We start from the raw sequence: 23,925 nt of genomic DNA, 5'->3' as shown, positions 1-23,925 counted from the left end.
CTCTGCGAGCTTCGGATGGCGGGCCATCCCAAAAGTGCCCTACCGCATATTCCCCGTATGCCCCTGCGAGTAGCGCCCCGGCTGCGGCCACACCGTCAGCCCATGCGGCTCGGCGCCGACGCGGATCTTCGTCACCGCGCCGCTCGTCGTGTCGATCATGTAGACCTCGCTGTCGAAGCGGCCGGAGAGCCATAGCTGCCTGCCGTCGGCGCTGACATTGCCCATGTCGGGGCTGCCGCCGCCGGGGATCGGCCATTGCGCGACCACGGCGCGGGTGGCGAAGTCGATCACCGTCACGCTGCCTGGACCCTTGGCCTTGCCCTGCTCCATCTTGTGCGAGCCGCGGTTCGAAACATAGAGCCGCTTGCCATCGCGGCTGACGACGAAGCCGTGCGTGCCGATGCCGGTCGGGATGAAGCCGATTTCGCGAAAACTGTCGCCGTCGACCAGGAACACGCCGTCATTCATCATGTCGGCCACGTAGAAGACCTTGCCGTCCGGCGAGAGGCGGATGTCCTGCGGCATGCCCATCTTGGAGAGGTCGAGGTGGCCGAGCACCTTCTGGTTCTTCAGGTCGATCTTGGCCAGGCCGCCGTCGCCATATTCGCAGGTGAAGATCGCGTAAGAGCCGTCGACAGAGAAATCGGCATGGTTGATGCCGGGGCAAGTCGGCGTCGGCAGGCTCGATTTCAACGCCATTGTGTGGGGGTCGCGGAAATCGAGTTGCTTCATTGCCTCGTCGACGACGATTGCCGCGCTGCCATCCGGCATGAAATAGAGATTATAGGGGTCGTCGACCGCAATCTGCTTGCCGGGCTTGGCCGTCATCGGGTCGATCGGCGTCAGGCTGCCGTTTTTGCCGGTGCCGTTGTTGGCGACCCAGAGCGTCTTCAAATCCCAGGACGGCACGACATGCTGCGGCTTGCTGCCGACGTTGAAACGGTCGACTTCCTTGAGCGTCACGCTGTCGATCACCGAGACGCTGTTCGAGGAGCGGTTCGGCACATAGACGCGCGGCAGCGCGCCTGTCGTTACCGGGCTGAGATGACCGGCGGCGGTGTGTTTGTAGATGTTGACGGGCGGCGGCGGTTCGCTGCAGTCCTCGGGGCACGTATCGGCCAAGGCGCGGGCTGGCCAGACTTGGACAGACGAGAGCGCAATCAGCAGCAGGGCCGCATGGAAACGGGTGTGACGCAAAAGACTTCTGATCATGTGGATGTTTCGTGAAGGCCGGCCCTGAATTCGCCGCCCGGACCCATAGCTTGTGCCCCGCCGTTGATCTAGCGCCTTTTCAAGAGGCTCCGCATGCGGTTGCGCAGGATGCGCGCCATGTTGCGGGTCTCGCGGTAGAGGTGCAGTTGCGAGGCAGCCTGACGGGCCAGCCTGTCGGCATCCGGCGTCAGCCCGACCACCAGCGTGCCCATCGGCTTGCGCTCGGCCCACAGCCGGCTCATCACCGGATGGTCCGGAACCGCGCAGGAATCGGTCATGACGATGTTGGGATCGTCGAGATGCTGCTTGGTCACCTCGATCATCAAAAGCGTGCCCGGCGAATAGGCGGAAAGCGTCTCGTCATAGGCCGTCTTCCAGGTGTAGGCGACGCCGGCCTCGACGAAGACGACCAGGCAGGCGATGGCGCGGCCGTCGAGCGTCAAAAGGTGGATGCGGCACATGTCCTGCTCGGCCAGCCGGTGCACGGCCTCGCGGGCGAAGGCGGCGCGGTAGCGGTCGATCGCCATCGCCGTGCGCTCGCGGCCCTTCCAGCCGGCCGCTTCCAACGTCAGGAAGCTTTCGATGGCGTGGCGGATCTCGTCCGGTCCGCGGGCGACGACGTGCTCGAGCCTGCCCCGGTCGGCGAGGCGCCGCTTCAGCCGGCGGAATTCGCGATAGTGATGCGCGCGCAGCGAGCCTTTCAAATAGTCCTCGCCATCGGCGTCGCTTTCCAGCACCGGGCGCTCGACCTTGCCGGTGGTCACCATGGTCAGGCCGCGGCTGTCGGCAAAGGAGGTGAGCAGGCTCGCCACAGGACCGTCGAGGCGCATGTCGGGCAGCACGAAGACTTTTGGCAGCTTGAGATGCGGCCGCGACAGCATCGAGAAGAAATCCTCGATGACGCCGACCGGATCGTCGCGGTCGACTAGCGGCGTGCCGAGCGGGCCGAACGGGCTCGACCATGTGCGCATCACCGGGACGCCGAGCGGGATCGCCGGCCGCTCGACCGAGAACGGCACCAGGAGACGCAGCCGGTTGCGGTATTCGTCGCCGTCGCGGATGACGGCCAGCCGCACCTCGCGGTCTTCCAGCCGCGGCATCGCCGGGGCCAGGAAGCGCGGGTTGAAGAAGACATTGGGCTCGATCGTGCGGGCGCTGAGATAGTCGAGCTCCTCGACAAGGTCGAAGCCGGCCGAGGCCGGGTAGATGGCAAGCTTGCGTTCCGGCCTGTTGCTGGCGAAGAGCTCGATATGGGCGGGATCCGCCTCGCGCGCCAGGCCGGCGAGGTTGGAGACCATGGCGCCGGCGGGGCCGCCGCTGGTCTCTTCGAGCAACGGGACGGCGGCCATCAGGCTATTTCCTTCTTTGCAGGCACGAAGATCGCCATCACGATGCCCAGCTTGCGCCAGACGGTGAAGGAGAGCGCGCTGGCCTCGAAGACCATGGCGAGGCTGGTGGCGATCGCCGCGCCCCAGAGGCCGAAGAGCGGGATCAGGATCACGTTCAGGCCGATGTTGAGCGCAAGCGTCATGGCGTAGACGGCGGCGCAGATGTTCTGGTTGCCGCTCATGGTCAGCAGGCTTTCGCAGGGGCCGACGGCGGCGCGCGCGACGACGCCCAGCACCAGCAGGAAGAGCAGCGGATAGCCGGCGGTGAATTCGGGACCGAACAGCACCAGCATCGGCTCGCCCAGCGCCAGCACCAGCAGCGCCATCAAAAGCGAGGGCCAGAAGGTCCAGGAGACGGTCTCGCGGGCGAAGGCTGCAAGCCGGTGCGGTTCGCCATGGGTGAACTGGGCGTAGCGCTGGGCGACACCCGCCTTGACCGCGAAATAGACGAAATGCACCAGCGCCAGCGTCTTGACCGTGGCGAAGTAGACGGCGACGTCATTGGGATCGAGATAGGCGCCCACCATCAGCACGTCGGCGTTGGTGAGCAGGAAGAAGAAGCCCTCGACCAGGAAGATCGGCAGCGAGACGAGGATCCACTGGCCGAAATGCACCGTCATCGGTCCGGGCGGGACCTTCTTGTCCATGCGCGAGGTGACGGCCATCAATTGGCCGAGCGTGGTGACATAGGTGGCGGCGATCGAGGCGAAGATCGCGGTCTTGGCGTCGGGCACGTAGTGCAGGCCGAGCATCAGCGCCATGAACACCAGGATCAGCACCGGCCGCACCAGATAGGTCGGCGACAGCGCCAGCAGCGCCCAGGAATTGGCGCGCGCCAGCCCTTGCAGGAGATCGCCAAGCGCAATCATCGGCAGGCAGATGACGCCGAGGATGAAGGGGATGACGTAGTAGTTCTCGATCCAGTTCGAGGCGAGCCAGACGCCAAGCGCGCCGAGGCCCGCAACCAGCGTCGAGGCGACGAGCACGAAGAGGCGGCTCGCCTGCACGATGCCGCGCAGCTCGGCCAGCATGCCGCGCTCGCGATATTCGGGAATGAAGCGGATGACCGAGGTGTGGAAGCCGAGGCAGGCGAGGTTGCCGACGATCACCATCGTGACCCAGACCAGCACCGAGATGCCGTATTCGAACGACCCCATCCAGCGCGCCATCAGCACCTGGCTGACAAAGGCGATCAAGGCGCTGATGATGCGGATGGAAAAGGCGATCAGCGACATGCGCCCGGCTTCGCCGCGCTCGTCGGCGGTGAACAGCGCGGCATCGATGCGGCCAAGCAGCGGCCGCATGCGCAGCGCCCAGCGCTGCGGCAGGAACCGCCCGGCAGTCGTTGCCGCGGAAAAGCGCACCCCGAATACTCTCCGTTTTCCGCCTCTTTCCAAGGTTCCGGTCTATCCGAAACACCTTAAGAAAGCGTGGGTGGGGCGCTTCCTTCTGCCCGTCACTATACGAGGACAACGTGCCGGCAGGCGGATGAGAGGCAGCGCCGGCTTTGGAATTCGGGACGAACCGCATGTCGAAGAGGTTCTTTGCGGGAGGGTTCCTGAACAGAGCAATCAGATACGAAGAGCGGCCAATCGCAAGCGCGAGCGCCGCCCCTCATCCGGCCCTTCGGGCCACCTTCTCCCCGTGAAACGGGGAGAAGGAAGAGGCGCTTACATCCCCTTCATCGCGTCGCAGGAGACGTTCGGGTTCATGTCGGCGAAGGCGCCCGTCGGGTTCTGCTTCCAGGCCCAGACATGCAACTCGTAGAACGGGCCGAGGCCATAGCGGTTGGGCGCCGTGTTGAAGTTGAAAAGATGACCTTCGAGCGAGGCGGGACCTTTCGAAGTGATGTATTCGACCGCGATCAGCTTCAGCGTGCCGTCGGCCATCGGCTCGTACATCACCGCTTCCGGCTTGGCGACGTCGACGGCGTCGTCCTTCAGATAGGCGGCGTTGACGTAATGGATGCCCATGGCGCCGCCGGTAAGGCCGCTGGCGCAGGGGATCGGCGCGTAGCCCTCGGCTTTCGCCACCGCGACGTCCTCGAAGCGGCTGTCGAGCGCCCGCACTTTTTCGGCAAGCGGATTGGCGGTTTCCGCCGTGGCGGCGCCTGCCACCATCATGATGATCGAGGCAGAAGCGCCCAAGATGCATCTGGTCACGACATGAATACTCATTTGTCTCTCCAATTCAGTTGCGGCGCGCAAGCGGCGGGAGTTGGCCAGTCAAAGCCAACTCCGCACGCCAGCGGCGCCTGTCGTAAAAGGGATGGTCGCGGATCCCGATCGGGGCAGGATCAGCGGTGATGCCACCAATAGTCCCAGTATTCGCGCGGGTTTTCCCGCTCGCTGAGGCCGATGTCGCGTCTCAGGTAATCGTCCTGAGGCGGCAGAAGGCGGCGCCGGTTTCGCAACGGCGAAAGCAGCGCCGACAGGGCCCGTCGCATGTAACCGCGCCGGGGCGAGGCCTTGTCCGCCGCGGCGGATACACTCTCGCTATCCGGCACGGCATCAGGTCCGCCAGCGACGGGACTGATCTGCCCGACACTGCCCGCCCAGTCAGCGATAAAAGTAGGGGTCGAGGACCCGCACCTCCGTGATCTTGTCGACGGGAAGCGAATTCTTCTGCGCCGTGCTGCGGATCGCCTCCGGCGAAGGCGCGTCGTAGATGCAGAAGCTCTTGCCCTTGTCGGGCGAGACGAAGGACTGCACCCAGGTGACGCCCTTCTCGGCATTGCGGGCGATGACGCCGCCCATCGCCGTGGCGCCGGCATCGTTCATCGGCACGTGCAGGCCTTCCGGGAAGGTGCGTTCAACGAGATAACGTGGCACGATCATCTTTCCTTTCGTGATTGGATTGCAAGTCTCCACGCAATTCCGGACGAAAGGCCACGGCGAAGTCTCGCCGAGCCCACCCGCTACGCGGTTTTCCGTGGAATTGTCCTGCGCTCGTTTCGAGCGAGGCGGATACCACCATGTCCGCAAATCCCACGCATCGGAGCCATTCCCCATACTGGCCGGGACGATTCCCTATCTTTGGAACGTTTTATGTGGAAGATGGCACCTTAGTGTGTGGAAAGTCACATTTCAGGGCTGTCTCCCAGGCTATCGCGGTGGCGACCCGCCACGATGGAATTCCGATTTCGCGAGAGAGCGATGATGCTTCTGGAACGGCAGCAGCAGCTGCAGCAGATGGACGCCTTGTTGGCGGAGGCAACAGTGGGCCGCGGCCGCGTCGTGGTCGTGTCGGGCGAGGCCGGCGCCGGCAAGACTGCGCTGGTCGAGGCGTTCGCGAGCCGGCTGGATGATGGCCTGAGCGTGCTTCGCAGCGCCTGTGAGGACCTGTCCATTCCGGATCCGCTAGGACCGCTCTACGATCTGGCGCGCAACGGGCAGTGGGAACTGCCGCGAGCGATCGACGGCCACCAACTGCAACGGCTGCCGTTGTTTTCCGAGGCGCTCGACGTCTTCGAGGCCAAGGGCCCATGCCTGCTCGTCATCGAGGATCTGCACTGGGCCGATGACGCCACGCTCGATTTCGTGCGGTTCCTCGGCCGGCGCATCGCGAACACCCGCATCCTGCTTCTGATCACGGCCCGCACCGACCGCAGCGAAGGACAGATGCGGGTGCGCCGGGCGCTCGGCGAGATACCGGCAGGCAATGTCGTGCGCATCGACGTGCCGCTGCTCAGCGAAAGCGCGGTGCTGTCGCTGGCCGCGGCCGCCGAACGCGATGGCGGCGCGATCTACCGGGCGAGCGCCGGCAACGCCTTCTTCGTCACCGAGCTGCTCGCCGCCGAAGGAAGCGGCGCCTTGCCGGCAAGCGTGCGGGACGCCGTGCTGGCGCGCGCCGAAAAATTGTCGCCGGGCGCCCGCTCGATGCTCGACGCGGTCTCGGTGTTCCCTCGCCGCGCCGATGCGTGGGCGCTCAGCGGCCTTTGCGGGATCGCCGCCGCCGGCCAGCTTGCTGAATGCGTCGCCCACGGCCTGCTCGAGGATTTCGGCGACGGCTATGCCTTCCGGCACGAAATTGCCCGCACGGCCATCGAGATGGCGCTGACGCCCAGCAAACGGCGCGAGTACAATGAGCGCGCCCTGGCAGCCTTGCGGGAAAACCCGCAGGTCGCCACCGCAAGGCTGGTGCATCATGCCGTGGAAGCGCAAAACCTGGATGTGGTGCGCGAGCTCGCGCCGGTGGCCGCGCGCGAGGCTTCCCGTGTCGGCGCGCATCGCGATGCGGCGGGCTATTACGAGGTCGCCCTGCGCTACGCGGATATCCTGCCGATGGAGAAGCGGGCGGAGCTTTACGAAGGCCATGCCTTCGAGTGCCACCTGATCGGCCGCGTCGACGCGGCGATGGAGGCGCAGGGCCGGGCGCGTCTGCTGCGCCAGGCGCTGGGCGACCGGCTCAAGGAAGGCGACAGCCTCAGGTGCCTGTCGCGCTTCGCCTATCTGCTCGGCGATCGCGAGTCGGCGGACCGTTTCGGCGAGCAGGCCGTGGAGCTTCTGGAGACCGCGCCGGACAGCGCCGAGCTGGCGATGGCCTATTCGAACCTCTCGCAACTGGCGATGCTCGCCGAGCGGCTCGAAGACACGCTTTCGCTCGGCGGCAGGGCGGTCGAGCTGGCGGAGCGGCTCAACCGCCCGGATATCCTCTGTCATGCGCTGAACAATGTCGGCGCTGCCGGACAATGGCTGGATTTCGCCAAAGGGCGGCGCGATCTCGCCCGCAGCCTCGGGATCGCGCTGTCGGGCAACTTCCAGGAACATGCCGCGCGCGCCTTCACGAACTGCGCCTGCGTCGAGATGAACAGGCTCAACTTCAAGGAGGCGGCGTCGTTCCTGGATCGCGGCATCGGCTATTGCGTCGAGAACGATCTCGCGACGTGGCGCGATTACATGCGCGGCGTGCAGGCGCAGCTTCTGCTTCGCCGCGGGTTTTGGAACGATGCCGCGACACTGGCGCATGAGGTGGTCGACGACGACGCAACGACGCCGCTCGTGCGCTATCCGTCGCTGGTGGCGCTGGCAAGGTTGCGCATCCGCCGCGGCGACCCGTCGGCCGAGCCGATCGTCGAAGAGATGCGGCGGTTCCTGGACAAGGGCATGGAGCTGCAACGCATGGTGGCCTTCGCCGGGGTGCTGGCCGAACTGGCATGGCTCGGCCAGGCCGACAGGCAGGAAGCCCTGCGCCTGATCGCGATCGCGGAAAGCCTCGCGCCGACGCCGGCCGTGTTCGGCGAGCTTGCGATCTGGCGGGAGCTGTTGTCGCCTGGCTCCGATCCCGGCGACACAGGCGGCATGGCGGAGCCGCACCGCCTGCAGCTGACCGGCGACTGGCGCGCCGCCGCCGCGCTATGGGCACAGATGGGCGCGCCTTTCGAACAGGCCATGGCCCTGCTGCTCGGCGACGAAGCGGCGCAGCGCGAGGCGCTGGCCATTTTCGAGGACCTCGGCGCGAGGGCTGTCGCGCAGCACGCACGCGGCCTCATGCGCGAAAGCGGCGTCAATCACATCGCGAGAGGACCGCGACCGGCGACGCGCGCCAACCAGGCGGGTCTCACGCAGCGCCAGATGGAAGTGCTGGAACTTCTCGGGCGGGGTTTTTCCAACAAGAAGATCGCCGCGCATCTGACGATTTCGCCCAAGACGGTCGATCACCATGTCTCGGCGGTGCTGGAGAAGCTGGAAGTCGTCTCGCGCGGCGAGGCGGCGGCCGCCGCCCGCGCATCGGGGCTGGTGTGAGGGCCGGTTGGCCTTCTGCTGGAATTGCCGCCGTCAGCGCTGCCCCTCATCCGGCCCTGCGGGCCACCTTCTCCCCGCAACGAGGAGAAGGAAGAGGGCGTCAGGCGAAGGCGCCGTGGCAGTGCTTGTACTTCTTGCCGGAGCCGCAGGGGCAGAGCTCGTTGCGGCCGACCTTGCCCCAGGTCGAGGGATTCTTCGGGTCGCGGTTTTCCGGCGCGACCACGGCGTTGGTGTCCTGGCGCATCAGAAGCGCGGTCTCGCCGCCTTGGAAATCGTCCTCGCCGGTGGAGCCGTCGATATGGCTGCCGAACATCTCGGGCGTTTCGGGCGGCGGCGCATCGGCCGCCTGGCGCACCAGCTCGACGCGCATCAGCTGCGCGGTGACCGCCTGGCGCAGGTTGCCGAGCATGCCCTGGAACAGCTCGAAGGCTTCGCTCTTGTACTCCTGCAGCGGATCGCGCTGGGCGTAGCCGCGGAAGCCGACGACCGAGCGCAGATGATCGAGATTGACGATGTGCTCGCGCCACAGATGGTCGAGCGTCTGCAGCACCACCGAACGTTCGACATAGTTCATCACGTCGGGACCGAAGCGGTCGGCGCGCTCCTTGGCGGCCGCATCGGCCGCGGCCGTGATGCGCTCGCGGATGTCGTCCTCGGCGATGCCCTCTTCCTTGACCCATTCCTCGATCGGCAGGTCGAGATTGAGGTATTGACCCACCTCTTCCTTGAGGCCGGCGACGTTCCACTGCTCGGCATAGGCGTTTTCGGGGATGTTCTTGGCGACGATCTCCTCGATCACGCCTTCGCGCATCTCGGCGATCGTCTCGGACAGGCCTTCGCCGTCCATCAGCTCGAGGCGCTGCTCGAACACCACCTTGCGCTGGTCGTTCGCAACGTCGTCATATTTCAGGAGGTTCTTGCGGATGTCGAAGTTGCGCGCCTCGACTTTCTTCTGCGCTTTTTCCAGCGCCTTGTTGATCCAGGGGTGGATGATCGCTTCGTCTTCCTTGAGGCCGAGCTTCTGCAGCATGCCGTCCATGCGCTCGGAGCCGAAGATGCGCATCAGATCGTCCTGCAGCGACAGGAAGAATTTCGAGCGGCCGGGATCGCCCTGGCGGCCGGAACGGCCACGCAGCTGGTTGTCGATGCGGCGCGATTCGTGGCGTTCGGTGGCCAGGACGTAGAGGCCGCCGGCGGCCAGCGCCTTTTCCTTCAGGCGCTCGACGTCGTCGATGATGGCCTTTTCGCGAGCCTCGCGCTCGGGTCCGGGCGGCATGTCGCCAAGCTCCTCGGCGATGCGCATCTCGGCGTTGCCGCCGAGCTTGATGTCGGTGCCGCGGCCGGCCATGTTGGTGGCGATGGTGATGGCGCCCGGCTTGCCGGCCTGGGCGACGATGGACGCTTCCCGTTCATGGTGACGGGCGTTCAGCACCTCGAAGTCCTTGATGCCCTCCTTGCGCAGGCGCTCGGCCAGCAGCTCGGATTTCTCGATCGAGGTGGTGCCGACCAGGATCGGCTGGCCGCGGTCGCGGGCGTCCTTGATCTCCTTGACGATCGCCTTGTATTTCTCGTCGACCGTCCGGTAGACCTCGTCGTCCTCGTCCTTGCGGGCGACCGGAAGGTTGGTCGGGATCTCGGTGACTTCGAGATTGTAGATGTTGGCGAATTCCTCGGCCTCGGTCAGTGCCGTGCCGGTCATGCCGGCGAGCTTCTTGTAGAGGCGGAAATAGTTCTGGAAGGTGACGGAGGCCAGCGTCTGGTTCTCCGGCTGGATCTGCACATGCTCCTTGGCCTCGAGCGCCTGGTGAAGGCCTTCCGAATAGCGGCGGCCCGGCATCATGCGGCCGGTGAACTCGTCGATGATGACGATCTCGCCGTTCCGCACGATGTAGTCCCTGTCCTTCTGGAACAGAAGATGCGCCTTTAGCGCGTTGTTGACGTGGTGGACGATGGCGACGTTCTCGACGTCATAGAGCGACTCGCCCTTCAGCAGGCCGGCGTCGCGCAGCATGTTTTCCAGCTTCTCGGTGCCGTCCTCGGTGAAGATCGTCGTCTTCTGCTTCTCGTCGACCTCATAGTCGGCCGGGCCGAGCTTCAGCATGAAGGTGTCGATGGTGTTGTACATTTCCGAACGGTCCTCGAGGGGACCGGAAATGATCAGCGGCGTGCGCGCCTCGTCGACCAGGATGGAATCGACCTCGTCGACGATGGCGTAGGAGTGTCCGCGCTGCACCATCTGCGAGCGCTCATACTTCATGTTGTCGCGCAGATAGTCGAAGCCGAGCTCGTTGTTGGTGGCGTAGGTGACGTCGCAGGCATAGGCTTCGCGGCGCTCGTCGTCGGAAAGGCCGTGGACGATGATGCCGACGGTCAGGCCGAGGAATTTATAGACGCGGCCCATCCACTCGGCGTCGCGCTTGGCGAGGTAGTCGTTGACGGTGACGACATGCACGCCCTTGCCGGCGAGCGCGTTGAGGTAGACCGGCAAGGTGGCGACCAGGGTCTTACCCTCGCCGGTGCGCATCTCGGCGATGCCGCCATTGTGCAGCACCATACCGCCGATCAGCTGGACGTCGAAAGGCCGCATGCCGAGCACGCGGCGTGCCGCCTCGCGCACCGTGGCGAAGGCCGGGACCAAGAGATCGTCAAGCGAAGCGCCGTTGGCGAGATCCTGGCGGAACTTTTGCGTGCGCCCCGCGAGCTCGGCGTCGGAAAGCGCCCGCATCTCGTTTTCCATGGCGTTGATGGCTTCGACCCTGGGCCGGGTCGACTTGACGCGGCGGTCGTTGGAAGAACCGAAAACCTTACGGGCGAGACCGCCGAGACTGACCATCCAATGGTCCTTTCGATAGCAATTTTAGCCGTTTGCGACAGGCGCCTGGCGGGCCCATCAAATCCGCGTGAATGCGGACAAACGCAAAAAGCGCCCGGAAAACGGTTCTGGACGCCAAGTCGATGGACAGATAAGAGGGGGCTCAATCGATGTCAACGCCGCGTTAGCCCTATGGGCAGCGCCAAATTCCGCCACAATCCGACTGATCTGGAACCCTTTCGCTCACGCGATCCTTACTGGCAATCCCCATTGGAGTTTATCTCGATGTCCCTCTCGTTCCGCCGCGCCTCGCTCGCCAGCTTCGGTCTGGCCTTCGGGCTCTCGGCTCTTTGCCTGTCGCCGCTGATGGCGCAGGAGACCAAGCCCGCGGATGCCACCGCGCCTGCCGCCGCTCCCGCGAAGCCGGTCGACCCCAATGCCGTTGTCGCCACAATCAATGGCGAGAAGCTGACCGAGGCCGATCTGCAGCTCGCCGAAGGCGAACTGTCGCAGCAGTTCGCACAACTGCCGTCCGATCAGCGCCGCGCGGCAGCCCTTTCGGCAGCGATCGAGATTCGCGTCATGGCCAAGAAGGCAGTCGATGCGGGTCTCGACAAGGACGCCGACTTCCAGCGCCGCATGGCTTTCCTGCAGGCGCGCGCCCTGCATGGCGAGGTCGTCGAGAAGGAAGTGGTCGACAAGGTGACGGACGCCGAAGTGCGCGCCCGCTACGACCAGGAGATCGCCAACACGCCGCCGGTCAACGAAGTGCATGCGCGTCACATCCTCGTGAAGACGAAGGAAGAGGCCGAGGCGATCATCAAGCAGCTCGACGGCGGCGCCGATTTCCAGAAGCTCGCCAACGAACACACCAACGACCCCTCGGGCAAAACCAATGGCGGCGACCTCGGCTGGTTCGGACCGGGCCAGATGGTGCCGGAATTCGACAAGGCGGCCTTCGCGCTCGACGTCGGCAAATATACCAAGGAGCCGGTGCAGACGCAGTTCGGCTGGCATGTCATCAAGCTCGAGGACAAGCGCGCCAAGCAGCCCCCGGCCTTCGACGACGTCAAGGATCAGGCCAAGCAGGCGGTGATCCGCGACAAGTATTTCGCCATGGTCAAGGACCTGCGTGCGGCCGCCAAGGTCGAGATCCCGGACGAGAAGCTCAAGAAGGACGTCGACACGCTGGAAGGCGGCAAGTAATCCGCTACCGACGGGACAATCCTGCAAAGGGCGCCTCCGAGGCGCCCTTTGCTTTTCGGGGCTCAAGGCCTTTCGGGCTCAGGCGGTCGCAATCCCGCGCGTGATGCAGCGGACGGCGGCGCGGATCGCCGCCTCGTCCTCGTGGAGCCGCCCGGTCAGCAGATGCCGCCAGGCGAAGGAAGCGATCAGGTCAGCGACGATCCCGGCGTCGATATCGGCCGCCACCTCGCCCCGCGCCTTGGCGCGCTCGATCATCTGGCCGGTATGGCTGCGGCGCCCTTTCGAATATTCGGCAAGCGCGGCCGCGGCTGTCTCGTCCGACTGCGCCTCCGCGATCAACGAGCGGAAGATGTTGCCCGACGGGGTGTTGCGCCAATGCGCGAACAGGTTCTGGAGGAAACCGGCCAGGTCGTCCTCGATTTTTCCGGTGTCGGGCGTCTCGACGCGCTTCTGCCGCTGGTAGACCTCAATCAGCAGAGCCGCCTTGCTCGGCCACCAGCGGTAGATGGTCGGCTTGCCCGCCCGCGCCCGCCGCGCGACGGCCTCGATCGAGAAGCCGGCATAGCCCGCCTCGCGCAACACCGCTTCGGCGGCTTTGACAATGGCATCGGCGCTCTCGGGGTTGCGTTTCGCGCCGATCGATTTGCGTCCGCGAGCGGCGGCTTCGCCCATCGAGGTCTTCCTTAGCCGGTGAATCTGCCGCCGATCATATTGGCTTCGGCGATGAAACGAAACGACGCGTTTCCAATTGCGAAGCCGTCGGCCAGGCCGGGAGGAGCGCGGCCAGAACGCCCCTTGCGCCGGCGCGCGCTATCGGGCAAACCGGCCTTCCTTTTGTGTTCTTGCCGCTCCGGGGTTCCGATGTCCGCTACGATTTCGCCGCTCGCACCGAAGAAATATCCGAAGATGCCGGTCATCGAGGGTGTGCGCATCGCGACCGCCGAAGCCGGCATCAAATACAAGAACCGAACCGACCTGCTCGCCATGGTCTTCGATCCGGGCACGGCGGTCGCCGGCGTGTTCACAAGATCGAAATGCCCGTCGGCGCCGGTCGACTTCTGCCGCCAGAACCTGCCTGCCGGCAAGGCGCGCGTGCTGGTGGTCAATTCCGGTAACGCCAACGCCTTCACCGGCAAGAAGGGCAAGGCTTCGACCGCGCTCACCGGTGAGGCGGCGGCGAAGGCCGCCGGCTGCTCCGAAAGCGAGGTGTTCCTGGCCTCGACCGGCGTCATCGGCGAGCCGCTCGACACAACCAAGTTCAGCCATCTGCTCGCCGGCCTGGTCAAGGACGGCAAGCCGGATCTGTGGACCGAGGCGGCCAAGGCGATCATGACCACGGACACCTATCCGAAGGTGGCAACCCAGACGGTGAAGCTCGGCAACGTGGATGTGACCATCAACGGTATCGCCAAGGGCGCCGGCATGATCGCTCCCGACATGGCGACGATGCTTTCCTTCATCGCCACCGACGCGCCGATCGCCGCCCCCGTGCTTCAGGACCTGCTGTCGCGCGGCACTGCCAAGACCTTCAATGCCGTGACCGTCGACAGCGATACCTCGACCAGCGACACGCTGCTCATCTTCGCGACCGGCAAAGCGGCCGCGCGCGGTGCGCCGGCGATCGCCGATCCCAAGGATGCGCGGCTCGGCGCGTTCCGCCGGGCGCTCGGCAAGGTGCTGAAGTCGCTGGCGCTGCAGGTGGTGCGCGATGGCGAGGGCGCGCGCAAACAGGTCGAAGTCACCGTCACCGGCGCCAAATCGGCGCGTTCGGCCAAGCGGATCGCGCTTTCGATCGCCAACTCGCCGCTGGTCAAGACAGCGGTCGCGGGCGAGGACGCCAATTGGGGCCGCGTCGTCATGGCCGTCGGCAAGGCCGGCGAGCCGGCCGACCGCGACCGGCTGTCGATCTGGTTCGGCGACAACCGCCTGGCGCATGAGGGCGAGCGCGATCCGGCCTATTCGGAGGAAGCGACCTCGGCCTATATGAAGCGCGACGACATCCGCATCCGTGCCGATATCGGCATCGGTCGCGGCAAGGCGACGGTGTGGACCTGCGACCTCACCAAGGAATATGTCGCCATCAACGGCGATTACCGGAGCTGATGGCGCCGGTGTCCGGGCATCCGGCAAGCGTGCTGGCGGTCGTCCGCCGCTACGAGGCGGCGGGCTTTCGCGCCTGGCCGGCGGCCGCCGTCCATTATGACGGGACCTGGGTGGTGCGGCTCACCGCCGGGCACCCCGCCAAGCGCCTGAACTCGGTCAATCCGCTCGATCCGGGCGACACGCACGCCATCGAGGAGCGCATCGGCCGCGCCGCGCGGCGCTTCGACGCCTATGGCCGGCCGCTGACCTTCCGCATGTCGCCTCTTTCCGGGCAAGTGCTGTCCAAGCATCTCGACAAAGCAGGCTGGAACAGGTTCGACGAATCCCTGGTCATGCGGCTGCCGCTGAAGGACCTCGAACTTGGCGCGGCCATGGACCAGATACCGCTCAAGGATATCAGCCGCTTCATCGGCGCGTCGCTCAGGACGAGCGGCTCGGATGCGTCGCTGCGGCCAGGCCTGTCCGAGGTCATCGGCGCCATCCAGCCGGAGGCCGGGCTGTTCGCGCTGGAAGACGGCACCGAGGCGCTGGCGACGCTGATCTGTGTCCATGACGGCGATCTTGCCGGCCTGTTCGAGGTCGCCACCGAAAAATCGGCGCGCAAGCAGGGCCACGGCCGCAACCTCATCCTGTCGGCGCTGAAATGGGCGCGGCTGCGCGGCGCGCGCGAGGCCTGGCTGCAGGTCGAGGCCGGCAATCTACCGGCGCTTTCGCTCTACCGGTCGCTCGGTTTCGAGGAAGTCTATCGCTACCACTATCGACGGCCGCCTGGCGCATGAGCGAGACCAAACCAACAGGAAAGCGCCTGCTCCTGGTCGCTGCCTGCGCGCTGGTCGACGCCGACCGGCGCGTTCTCCTGGCGCAGCGCCCCGAGGGCAAGCAGCTTGCCGGGCTGTGGGAATTTCCAGGCGGCAAGGTCGAGCCCGGTGAGACGCCGGAGGAGTGCCTGGTCCGCGAACTGCACGAGGAACTCGGCATCGAAATGCAAATTCCGTGCCTAGCGCCGCTCACCTTCGCCAGCCACTCCTATGACGATTTCCATCTCTTGATGCCGCTCTATGTCTGCCGCCGTTTCAGCGGCATCCCGCAGCCCAGGGAAGGGCAGGGGCTCAAATGGGTCAGGCCGCGGCAGATGCGCGACTATCCGATGCCGCCGGCCGACGCACCGCTGATCCAGTTCCTCATCGATCTTTTGTGATTTCGCGGCCCGCCACAGCGGCTGGAAGACAGCGGCTGTTTCGCGCTTTCCCGGAACTGCTTTAGCTAGCGTTAATAGAAGATTTATCTCGACGTGAAAAATTGCACGAAGCCGTTTCGCGCGGCGAGATCGTCGATGATTGGGAAACAGGGCATGAGCCTTGAAAGAGACTGGGACTCGATCCGGCCCGACCGAGGCTTCCGTGCGGTGGACGCCGGCATGGGCATCCTGCGGATCACGCTTCTCTTCGGCTCGGCCGCGGTGGCGCTGGCGCTGATCGCGACGCCGTTCCTGGACAGCCAGACCCGGCCGCAAAGCGCCCGCGACGGCTTCCCCGGCGGACTCGACATGACGGCGACCGGATCGATCGGCCATCGCCTCAATACCTATACGGTGCGCCGCAGCGTGCTGCAGCCGCTGCCCAGTTCGATCTGCATCATCCGCAATGACGGCAGCCGCAGCGGCGAGTGCTGACTTGGTTAATGATTTTCCAGCACGACGGCGTTTCATACGCTGTTAAGCTTTTGCCGTTAACCTTTCTTAACGGGTCGGACATTAGAATTTCTGCATGAGGATCGATGACTATGAAAAACCTGCTGCAGAAATTCATTGAAGACGAAACGGGTGCCACGGCCATCGAATATGGCCTGATCGTCGTGGTGTTGTCGCTTGCCATCATCGCCGGGGTCAAACAGGCGGCCGACGGGCTCGTGTGGCTGTTCACCGACAACAACAGCAAGCTCGCCAACGCCTTCGCTCACTAGAGCAATTCCAGCAAAAGTGTGGGCGGTTTTCCGCCCGGAATTGCGTAAAAACAAGGAGATAGGGTGTTTCATCGTTTCCGTGAAACGGTGAAACACACCCGAGCAACTCCAGGAAAGTGTGAGCGTTTGGCTCGGAGCCTTCGCCGTAGCCTTCCTTCCGGAATTGCGTCAAAACAAAGAGACAAGATGAACGCCGGGCTCAGGTCTTCGGCGGGGTCTCCAGGATCGCCTTCAGCGAGACCTTGGCTGATCCGGGCTTAAGCGGCTTCTGCTGAGAGGCGTCCGGCGCCCAGCCGGACATCCAAACGATCGAGAAGCTTGCTCGGATACGGCCATCCGGATCCGAGAACCGCTCGGCATAGATTTCGGCGGCGCGGGCAAACAGGCGCCTGTCGGCAGGCCGGCGGCTGCGGTCGATGAGCGGGCTGGTCTCGCCCATGGCGCGCAGATCGGCGGCGAGATCGAACAGCGTGTCGTAGCGCACCGTCACCGTCTCGACATCGGCGACAGGCAAGGCCAGGCCGGCGCGCTGCAACAGCGCGCCTGCGTCGCGCACGTCGGTGAAGGGAAGGATGCGCGGGCTCGCGCCGCCGTAAAGCTCCGTCTCCGCCGCAAGCATGCTCTCGCGCAATTCCGCCAAGGTGCCGGCGCCGGCGAGGGCGCCGAGGAACAGCCCGTCCGGCCTCAGCGCCCGGCGGATTTGCGCGAGCACGCCGGGAATGTCGTTCATCGCGTGCAGCGACAGCAGCGAAACGACAAGATCGAGGCTGCCCTCCTCGAACGGCACGGTTTCCGGCGGCGCCACCAGGCCGGGATTGCCAGCCAGAAACGCTTCGTCCATCTCGACGCGCAGGATCTCACCGGCTTTGCCGCTATCGGCAAGCACCTGTGCCGCCGCCGAGGTCTGACAGAACAAGGCCGCCGCCTTGCCGAAGCGGCGTTCAACGGCGCCCAGCCGGTCGGCAAGATCCTCCGCCGCGCGCCGCACCAGGAAATCGGCGCCTCCGACGGGGCGGGCGAGAGCCCTGCGCTTGCGCGCGAGCCAGAGCTCGGTGTCGATCAAGGGCTGCAATGAAAAGCTTCCTGTTGTCCGCGCATGCCGCAGTGGTGTTAAGGTGGCGCGGGGTTTCTTTTCAGGTGGCCGATCCGGTGCACAAGATCAAGACCATAGCGGTCCAGGATATGACGCGGCAGGCACTTGCCTGGCCGGCGCGCCTGTTGTTCCCGCCGGTTTGCGCAGGCTGCCGTCGCCATGTGTCGCAGCCTGGCGTCTTGTGCGGCGCCTGCTGGCCGAAGCTGAGGCTGCTGGAAAAACCCTGGTGCCCGGTGATGGGCACGCCCTTCACCCACGATATGGGCGAGGGGTTTCTGTCGGCGGAAGCGATCGCCGATCCGCCGCCCTTCGAGCAGGCGCGGGCCGCCGTCATCTATTCGGGTGTCGCGCGGCAGATGGTGCAAGGGTTGAAATATCAGGATCGAACCGACCTCGCGCCCTGGATGGCGAAGTGGATGATGCGTGCCGGCGCGGAACTGATCGCGGAGGCCGACGTGGTCGTGCCGGTGCCGTTGCATTGGCGGCGCTTCTTCCGGCGCCAGTTCAACCAGTCGGCGGAGCTCGGACGGGCCGTTGCGAAGCTCGGCGGGCTGCCCTTTTCACCATCCGCGGTCAGGCGCGTGAAGCTGACGCGCCAGCAGGTCGGACTCGAAAGGCACGAGCGCAAGGAGAATGTGCGCGCTGCTTTCCGTGTGCCGCCGGAGGCCGAAATCGCGATAGCGGGGCGCCGGGTCCTGGTCGTCGACGATGTCTACACCACTGGCGCGACGGTGCGCGCGGTCGCCAAGGCGCTGAAAAGGGGCGGCGCCGGGGCGGTGGACGTGCTGACCTTCGCACGCGTTCTGCCGGGGGACTTTCGGGCCGACGAGTCTGCAACTATATAGTGCCTAAGTTGTTGTTTTGGTGCAGATCGTCTTCGCGCAGCAGCTAGGCGGTGTGCATAGGCAGGGTTGCTGAACGATGGTTGATGTGACGATCTATACGCGGATGATGTGCGGTTATTGCACAGCCGCCAAGCGGTTGCTCGAGCGCAAGGGCGTGGCCTATACCGAGCATGACGCTTCATTCTCGCCGGAATTGCGTCAGGAGATGATTTCACGGGCGCACGGGCGTACCACTTTTCCGCAGATTTTCATTGGCGATAAGCATGTCGGCGGCTGCGATGACCTCCATGAGCTGGAGTCCCAAGGACGGCTCGACGCGCTGCTTGCAGACGGAGGGAGGGCTTGATCATGGGCGTTTTCAAGGGGGCGGCGGTGCAGATGCGTTCAGGGACCAGTCCGGAGCGCAATGCGGCCGACATGGAAAGGCTGGTCCGCGATGCCGCGCGTCAGGGCGCCACCTATGTGCAGACGCCGGAAATGACCGGCGCGCTGATCCGCGACAAGCAGGCGGGGGCAGCCGCCTTCACCACCGAGGACAAGGACATTATCGTCGCAACCGCGCGCAGGCTGGCCAAGGAGCTCGGCATCTACCTGCATATCGGCTCGACCGCGATCCTGCGCGCCGACGGCAAGCTCGCCAACCGCGCGTTCCTGTTTTCGCCCGACGGCAGCCTGATCGCCGGCTACGACAAGATTCATATGTTCGATGTCGATCTCGACAATGGCGAGAGCTGGCGTGAATCCGCATCCTACGAGCCGGGAACGGAAGCGGTCGTGACCGACATCGACGGAACGAGGCTGGGCTTTGCCGTCTGCTACGACCTGCGCTTCCCGCAGCTGTTCCGCGCCGAGGCGATGGCCGGGGCCGAGGTGCTGACCGTGCCCGCCGCTTTCACACGCCAGACCGGCGAGGCGCATTGGCATGTGCTGCTGCGCGCCCGCGCCATCGAGAACGGCGCCTATGTCATCGCCGCCGCGCAAGGTGGCTTGCATGAGGATGGGCGCGAGACCTATGGCCATTCGGTGATCGTCGACCCGTGGGGGCGCATCGTCGCCGAGGCCGCCCATGACGAACCCGGCGTGATCGTCGCCGAGATCGATCCGGCCCAGTCGCCGGCCGCGCGCCGCAAGATCCCCAATCTCAGGAATGCGCGGGATTTCACCGTCAATGCCGGGACAAGCGAGGCGCCGCGTTTCAGGGGGGCTGCCTCTTGATCCGTTTTTCCCTGATCTGCGAGCACGAGCACGAATTCGAAGCCTGGTTTCGCAGCAATGACGATTTCGACACCCAGAAGAAGCGCGGCTTCGTCGATTGCCCCACCTGCGGCTCGCACAAGGTCGAGAAGGCGCTGATGGCGCCGGCCGTCTCGACCTCCCGCAAGCAGGAGAAGGTCGCACTCGCCATGGGCGAGGCGCAGAGGCAGGCGCTGGCGCAGCTCAAGGCGCTGGCCGAAAAGGTGCGCGAGAATGCCGACTATGTCGGCGACAAGTTCGCCGAGGAAGCGCGCAAGATCCATTTCGGCGAGACCGATCCGCGCGGCATCTATGGCGAAGCGACACCGGAAGAGGCGCGGAGCCTTGCCGAGGACGGCATCGAATTCATGCCGATTCCGAGCTTTCCGGATGATCGGAACTGAGTACCGGCTAGCTTAGGCTTTCGATCAGTTTTTCCAGCAGTTTTGCAAGCGTTTCCTGGTCCTCGCGCGACAGGCCGGCGAGGATTTCATGCTCGTTGGCGACGTGGGCGGCAAGGGCCTCGTCGGTGAGCTCGCGGCCTTTCGCGGTGAGTTGCACAATCACACCGCGCCGATCGGTGGGATGCGGCATGCGCTGGATCAGCCCGCCCTTTTCCAGCCGGTCAAGGCGGGCGGTCATGGCGCCGGACGTCACCATCGTTGTCTCGTAAAGCTCGGTCGGTGTCAGCGCGTAGGGCGAGCCCGACCGGCGCAACGTTGCCAAGACATCGAATTCACCGGACTGCAGCCCGAAGCGGGCGAAGACCGGCGCGAGCCGGTCGCGCGCGATCAGCGCCGACGCCTCGTTCAGGCGCCCGATGACGCCCATCGGCGACACATCGAGATCCGGCCGCTCCCGTCGCCATTGCTCCATGGCCCTGCTTGCTCGATCCATATCGCTCACTGCAAAGTATCTTGACATAAAGAATCTTTACGCTATCTTACCGTAAGATGAACCGGCCGCCAAGCGGTCACGCAGCGACAGGACAGTCCGATGAAATTTCTCTGGGATTCGGCGATTGGCCTTCTGGTCGTGACTGGGGGCCTGCTCGGCATGACGCTGCCGTTCGGCAAGCTCGCGACCGCGGCCGGAGTGCCGGCGATGGTCTGGGCCTTCGTCATTTCTTTGGGCGCCGGCGGCGTGCTGTTGCTTGCGCTCCTGCTGCGCGGCGAACGCATCCGGCTGACGCCGCACAAGCTGCGCTATTTCTTCGTCACCGCCGCGATTTCCTATGCGATCCCCAATCTTTTAATGTTCTCGGCCATCCCGCATCTTGGCGCCGGCTACACCGGCATCATGTTCACGCTGTCGCCGGTCATCACGCTGGTGTTCTCGATCCTGCTCGGCGTCAGGCGCCCCAATCTGCTTGGCGTCATCGGCATCGCAGTCGGCTTCGTCGGGGCGGTGATGGTCGCGCTCACCCGCGGCGAGGCCGGCCAGCCGGCGGATTATTTCTGGGTGGCGATCGGCCTGCTCATCCCGGTCAGCCTTGCTGCCGGCAACATCTACCGCACCGTCGAGTGGCCGGAAGGCACCGGGCCCATCGAACTGGCCGTCGGCAGCCATCTGGCCTCGGCCACGCTCCTGGTCATAGGCATTCTGGCGCTTCTGGGCGGGCACGCCTTCGTCCCGCTCGGCGACGTATCGCTGGTGGTGTTCGGCCAGGTGGCGTCGGCCTCGGCGATGTTCGCCTTCTTCTTCCGCCTGCAGGCGGTCGGCGGCCCGGTCTATCTCAGCCAGATCGGCTATGTCGCGGCGGCCGTCGGCCTGTTCGCCGGGACCATCTTCCTCGGCGAGCACTACCAGTTGCTGACTTGGGCCGGCGCCGCCATCATCACCTTGGGCGTCTTCATCACGACCAAGGCGCAAAACCAAGCCGGCGCGCCGGCGGCGGTTCGGATCGAGCCTGCTTCGTCGCGGAGCTAATCCTCCTTGCCGTCGGCGGGTTCCGGCTGCGGATGCCGGCGGCGATGGGTGGCCGCGGCGCGCGCCGCCTGCTCGTAGATGCCCGTCATCAGCTCCAGCGTGCGCGCCACGTCCTCAAGCTTGTCGGCCATTTCGGGAATGCGCTTCACCGCTTCGATGAGCAGGACGGAACGGATGTCGGCGTAACGTTCCGTCACCCGATAGCCGAGCGCCGTCACCTCATAGGTCACGCCGGCCCGGCCGCTGCCGGTGCGCGTGATCAACCCGCCCTTCAGCAGCTTGCGCAGGCTGTACTGGATGTTGGGAATGTCGTCGCGATTGGTCATCTGGGCAAGATCGCGGACGCTTTTCGGCCGGTCGTTCATCCTGATGATGTGGAGCAGCGCGTTTTCCGGCCCGCTGGCGGAAAATTCGATCACCGTGGCGAGGCACTCCGCCTGCCAGTGGCCGAACGCCTCATATGAGCGCATCAGCGCGTATTCGACCTCGGTGACGTCGATCTCCAGCGGCGTGCGCGCCAGATGCCAACCGCGGTCGAGCAGTTCTTCCTGTGTTTCCAAAGATTTGCGCCGATCGTTCATCGCCTGTCCCTCCGGTCAAGCATGCGCCGACCGGGGTGATTGCGTCCACATGAATTTATGATAGACTTTCTATTATAAATTATAATCAAAATATGAGGAGAACATTATCATGAGCATGCTCGACAAGTCCGCGCCCGGCACGCAGCCTTTCTTTCTTGGCACCTTCGCGTCCAACTGTTCCGGCGGCATGACCGTCACCAAGGTCGCCGAACGCTGGCACAATTCTTGGGACAACAATCTCAAGCTCGCCCGGCTGCTCGACGAAGCCGGCATCGATTTCATGCTGCCGATCGCCCGCTGGATCGGTTACGGCGGCGAAACCAACTTCCATGGCAATGTGCTTGAGACGATCACCTGGGCGGCGGGCCTGTTGGCGCTCACCCGCAACCTCACCGTCTTTGCCACGACCCACACGGCGGCCAACCATCCGGTGGTCGTGGCCAAGCAACTGGCGACCATCGACCAGATCAGCCGCGGTCGCATCGGCCTCAACATCGTCGCCGGCTGGAACAAGCCGGAGTACGAGGCGCTTGGGCTGACGCTGCCGGACGACCACACCACGCGCTACGGCTACGCGCAGGAATGGTTCGACATCGTGCGCGCCCTGTGGAGCCGCACGGAAGCCTTCGACTGGGACGGCGCCTGGTTCAAGTTGAAGAATGTGCATGGCGATCCGCGTCCATCATCGCCGCTGCCGATCCTCAACGCGGCCGGCTCGGAAGAGGGCCGCAAATTTGCCGTCCGCAACGCCGATTTCCTGTTCACGCCTGCGATCGATCTCTCGCGCTCGAAGGACGAGATCGCGGCGCTGAAGGAACAGGGCAAAGCGGCGGGCCGGGACGTCGATGTGCTGACCTTCGCCCATGTCGTGTGCCGCCCCACGGAAAAGGAGGCAAAAGACTATCTCGAGCATTTCGGACGCGCCAATGCCGATTGGGCAGCCGTCGACAATCTCGTGCGGCTGCAGTTCGCCCATGCGCAATCCTTCCCGCACGATCTTCTGGCGCCTATTCGCGACCGCATGGCGGCGGGCCATGGCGGTTTTCCGCTGACCGGCACGCCCGAGCAGGTGGCCGACGGCATTACCGCCCTGCACCAAGCCGGCTTCCGCGGCTCGACCTTGTCCTTCGTCGATTATGTCGAGGAATTCCCCTATTTCCGCGATACTGTCCTGCCTATTCTTGAACAGAGGGGCATCCGCGTCGCGCCGGCCGCGATGCAGTCGGCGGCTTAGAGCAATTCCAGGCAAAGTGTGAGCGGTTTTCCGTCCGGAATTGCGCCAAAAGAAAAGAGGAGGCGGCAATGCCCAATACAGAAGGTCCGGTCAACGTTGCAGATTTCCGCGCCGCGATGCGGCTCATCGTCGGCAATGTCAGCGTCATCACCGCCGGGGTCGGCGACGACCGTACCCGGCCTCGTCGTGATTTCCGTCGTGTCGTTGTCGGCGGAGCCGCCGAAGGTGATCGCCTGCGTCAACCGTTCCTCGTCGACCTGGCCGATCATCGAGCGCTACCGGCATTTCGGCGTCAATTCGCTCGGCCCCCAGCATCAGCGGGTGGCCGAGCGCTTCTCCGGTTTCGGCGGCGTCAAGGGCAAAGACCGCTACGAGGGTGTCGAGTGGATGTCGCTGAAAACCGGCGCATCGCTGCTTACCGATGCGGTTGCCGCCTTCGACTGCAGCCTTGACGAGATGATCGACCGCGGCACGCATTCGATCGTCATCGGCTCGGTCGAAGCGGTGCGGACGCAGGATTCCGGGCAGGCGCTGATCTACTGGCGGGGCAGCTATCGGCCGTTGGAAGCCTGAGGGTCCGACG

Annotated in this window: 25 protein-coding genes and 1 pseudogene; 14 read left to right on the top strand and 12 right to left on the bottom strand. The window is 65.0% G+C overall.

Going from position 1 to position 23,925, the window contains the following annotated elements; translation table 11 throughout:
* Positions 1-39 precede the first annotated feature (39 nt).
* From MJ8_RS28585 to MJ8_RS28560, 6 genes are all read right to left on the bottom strand, one after another.
* A complete protein-coding gene (locus tag MJ8_RS28585) occupies positions 40-1,212 on the bottom strand; it encodes a YncE family protein (RefSeq protein ID WP_201411925.1) in 1,173 nt (390 codons plus the stop codon).
* Between the two features lie 68 nt (positions 1,213-1,280).
* A complete protein-coding gene (locus tag MJ8_RS28580) occupies positions 1,281-2,561 on the bottom strand; it encodes a GNAT family N-acetyltransferase (RefSeq protein WP_201411924.1) in 1,281 nt (426 codons plus the stop codon).
* A complete protein-coding gene (locus MJ8_RS28575; RefSeq protein WP_201411923.1) occupies positions 2,561-3,964 on the bottom strand; it encodes a lipopolysaccharide biosynthesis protein in 1,404 nt (467 codons plus the stop codon). The genes MJ8_RS28580 and MJ8_RS28575 overlap by 1 nt, the downstream gene beginning before the upstream one ends.
* A gap of 306 nt (positions 3,965-4,270) precedes the next feature.
* The gene (locus MJ8_RS28570) at positions 4,271-4,723 is read right to left on the bottom strand and encodes a hypothetical protein (protein ID WP_225248335.1); all 453 of its coding nucleotides are present in this window, start codon (positions 4,721-4,723) and stop codon (positions 4,271-4,273) included.
* A 173-nt stretch (positions 4,724-4,896) separates the two neighbouring features.
* Positions 4,897-5,046 (bottom strand): hypothetical protein, encoded by a 150-nt coding sequence (locus tag MJ8_RS28565; protein ID WP_201411921.1) that lies wholly within the window; start codon positions 5,044-5,046, stop codon positions 4,897-4,899.
* 112 nt (positions 5,047-5,158) lie between these two features.
* Positions 5,159-5,437: a DUF4242 domain-containing protein gene (locus tag MJ8_RS28560; protein WP_225248065.1), complete on the bottom strand. Its 279-nt coding sequence runs from the start codon at positions 5,435-5,437 to the stop codon at positions 5,159-5,161.
* Between the two features lie 318 nt (positions 5,438-5,755).
* Here MJ8_RS28560 and MJ8_RS28555 point away from each other — a divergent pair, with 318 nt between their 5' ends.
* Positions 5,756-8,344, top strand: a complete 2,589-nt coding sequence (locus MJ8_RS28555) for a helix-turn-helix transcriptional regulator (RefSeq protein ID WP_412177079.1) — start codon at positions 5,756-5,758, stop codon at positions 8,342-8,344.
* Between the two features lie 100 nt (positions 8,345-8,444).
* On the opposite strand, the gene secA is transcribed toward MJ8_RS28555, so the two are convergent.
* Complete coding sequence (gene secA / locus MJ8_RS28550) at positions 8,445-11,177, bottom strand: preprotein translocase subunit SecA (protein ID WP_201411920.1); 2,733 nt, start codon at positions 11,175-11,177, stop codon at positions 8,445-8,447.
* A 264-nt stretch (positions 11,178-11,441) separates the two neighbouring features.
* On the opposite strand from secA, the gene MJ8_RS28545 reads away from it, so the two are divergent.
* Positions 11,442-12,362 (top strand): peptidylprolyl isomerase, encoded by a 921-nt coding sequence (locus tag MJ8_RS28545; RefSeq protein ID WP_201411919.1) that lies wholly within the window; start codon positions 11,442-11,444, stop codon positions 12,360-12,362.
* A gap of 78 nt (positions 12,363-12,440) precedes the next feature.
* On the opposite strand, the gene MJ8_RS28540 is transcribed toward MJ8_RS28545, so the two are convergent.
* Both MJ8_RS28540 and MJ8_RS28535 read right to left on the bottom strand, forming a co-directional pair.
* On the bottom strand, positions 12,441-13,034 hold the full coding sequence (locus MJ8_RS28540) for a TetR/AcrR family transcriptional regulator (RefSeq protein WP_201411918.1): 594 nt from the start codon (positions 13,032-13,034) through the stop codon (positions 12,441-12,443).
* An 11-nt stretch (positions 13,035-13,045) separates the two neighbouring features.
* On the bottom strand, positions 13,046-13,279 hold the full coding sequence (locus MJ8_RS28535) for a hypothetical protein (protein WP_201415645.1): 234 nt from the start codon (positions 13,277-13,279) through the stop codon (positions 13,046-13,048).
* On the opposite strand from MJ8_RS28535, the gene argJ reads away from it, so the two are divergent.
* From argJ to MJ8_RS28510, 5 genes are all read left to right on the top strand, one after another.
* On the top strand, positions 13,224-14,465 hold the full coding sequence (argJ, locus tag MJ8_RS28530; RefSeq protein WP_201411917.1) for a bifunctional glutamate N-acetyltransferase/amino-acid acetyltransferase ArgJ: 1,242 nt from the start codon (positions 13,224-13,226) through the stop codon (positions 14,463-14,465). The genes MJ8_RS28535 and argJ overlap by 56 nt on opposite strands.
* Complete coding sequence (locus tag MJ8_RS28525) at positions 14,465-15,244, top strand: GNAT family N-acetyltransferase (protein WP_201411916.1); 780 nt, start codon at positions 14,465-14,467, stop codon at positions 15,242-15,244. Before argJ ends, MJ8_RS28525 begins: the two co-directional genes overlap by 1 nt.
* A complete protein-coding gene (gene mutT, locus MJ8_RS28520; RefSeq protein ID WP_201411915.1) occupies positions 15,241-15,663 on the top strand; it encodes an 8-oxo-dGTP diphosphatase MutT in 423 nt (140 codons plus the stop codon). The genes MJ8_RS28525 and mutT overlap by 4 nt, the downstream gene beginning before the upstream one ends.
* Before the next feature lie 153 nt (positions 15,664-15,816).
* The gene (locus MJ8_RS28515; protein ID WP_201411914.1) at positions 15,817-16,137 is read left to right on the top strand and encodes a hypothetical protein; all 321 of its coding nucleotides are present in this window, start codon (positions 15,817-15,819) and stop codon (positions 16,135-16,137) included.
* Between the two features lie 104 nt (positions 16,138-16,241).
* Positions 16,242-16,427, top strand: a complete 186-nt coding sequence (locus MJ8_RS28510; RefSeq protein WP_225248064.1) for a Flp family type IVb pilin — start codon at positions 16,242-16,244, stop codon at positions 16,425-16,427.
* A 199-nt stretch (positions 16,428-16,626) separates the two neighbouring features.
* Here MJ8_RS28510 and MJ8_RS28505 read toward each other — a convergent pair whose 3' ends face one another.
* Positions 16,627-17,499, bottom strand: a complete 873-nt coding sequence (locus MJ8_RS28505; RefSeq protein WP_201411912.1) for a methyltransferase domain-containing protein — start codon at positions 17,497-17,499, stop codon at positions 16,627-16,629.
* Between the two features lie 65 nt (positions 17,500-17,564).
* Between MJ8_RS28505 and MJ8_RS28500 the strand changes: the two genes are divergently transcribed.
* The 4 genes from MJ8_RS28500 (at position 17,565) to MJ8_RS28485 (ending at position 20,002) form a co-directional block, all read left to right on the top strand.
* Positions 17,565-18,365 (top strand): ComF family protein, encoded by an 801-nt coding sequence (locus MJ8_RS28500; RefSeq protein ID WP_201411911.1) that lies wholly within the window; start codon positions 17,565-17,567, stop codon positions 18,363-18,365.
* A 76-nt stretch (positions 18,366-18,441) separates the two neighbouring features.
* Positions 18,442-18,711: a glutaredoxin 3 gene (gene grxC, locus MJ8_RS28495; RefSeq protein ID WP_201411910.1), complete on the top strand. Its 270-nt coding sequence runs from the start codon at positions 18,442-18,444 to the stop codon at positions 18,709-18,711.
* 2 nt (positions 18,712-18,713) lie between these two features.
* Positions 18,714-19,580, top strand: coding sequence for a carbon-nitrogen hydrolase family protein (locus MJ8_RS28490; RefSeq protein WP_201411909.1), 867 nt, complete (start codon positions 18,714-18,716; stop codon positions 19,578-19,580).
* Entirely contained in the window at positions 19,577-20,002 is a 426-nt protein-coding gene (locus MJ8_RS28485; RefSeq protein WP_201411908.1) for a DUF1178 family protein, read from the top strand. The genes MJ8_RS28490 and MJ8_RS28485 overlap by 4 nt, the downstream gene beginning before the upstream one ends.
* Before the next feature lie 7 nt (positions 20,003-20,009).
* Here MJ8_RS28485 and MJ8_RS28480 read toward each other — a convergent pair whose 3' ends face one another.
* The gene (locus tag MJ8_RS28480) at positions 20,010-20,495 is read right to left on the bottom strand and encodes a MarR family winged helix-turn-helix transcriptional regulator (protein ID WP_201411907.1); all 486 of its coding nucleotides are present in this window, start codon (positions 20,493-20,495) and stop codon (positions 20,010-20,012) included.
* A 99-nt stretch (positions 20,496-20,594) separates the two neighbouring features.
* Here MJ8_RS28480 and MJ8_RS28475 point away from each other — a divergent pair, with 99 nt between their 5' ends.
* Positions 20,595-21,527 carry a DMT family transporter gene (locus MJ8_RS28475; RefSeq protein ID WP_201411906.1) on the top strand — a complete coding sequence of 311 codons (933 nt, stop codon included), beginning with the start codon at positions 20,595-20,597 and terminating at the stop codon, positions 21,525-21,527.
* Here the strand turns inward: MJ8_RS28475 and MJ8_RS28470 are convergent.
* The gene (locus MJ8_RS28470) at positions 21,524-22,108 is read right to left on the bottom strand and encodes a winged helix DNA-binding protein (protein WP_201411905.1); all 585 of its coding nucleotides are present in this window, start codon (positions 22,106-22,108) and stop codon (positions 21,524-21,526) included. The genes MJ8_RS28475 and MJ8_RS28470 overlap by 4 nt on opposite strands.
* A 109-nt stretch (positions 22,109-22,217) precedes the next feature.
* On the opposite strand from MJ8_RS28470, the gene MJ8_RS28465 reads away from it, so the two are divergent.
* Together MJ8_RS28465 and MJ8_RS28460 are read left to right on the top strand one after the other, a co-directional pair.
* The gene (locus MJ8_RS28465; protein ID WP_201411904.1) at positions 22,218-23,342 is read left to right on the top strand and encodes an LLM class flavin-dependent oxidoreductase; all 1,125 of its coding nucleotides are present in this window, start codon (positions 22,218-22,220) and stop codon (positions 23,340-23,342) included.
* A 68-nt stretch (positions 23,343-23,410) separates the two neighbouring features.
* Positions 23,411-23,915 (top strand): annotated as a pseudogene (locus tag MJ8_RS28460) (flavin reductase family protein).
* Positions 23,916-23,925: the final 10 nt, after the last annotated feature.

Origin of the sequence: Mesorhizobium sp. J8 (assembly GCF_016591715.1) — a bacterium.
GTDB lineage: Bacteria > Pseudomonadota > Alphaproteobacteria > Rhizobiales > Rhizobiaceae > Mesorhizobium.
This window is presented reverse-complemented; position numbering and strand designations above follow the sequence as displayed.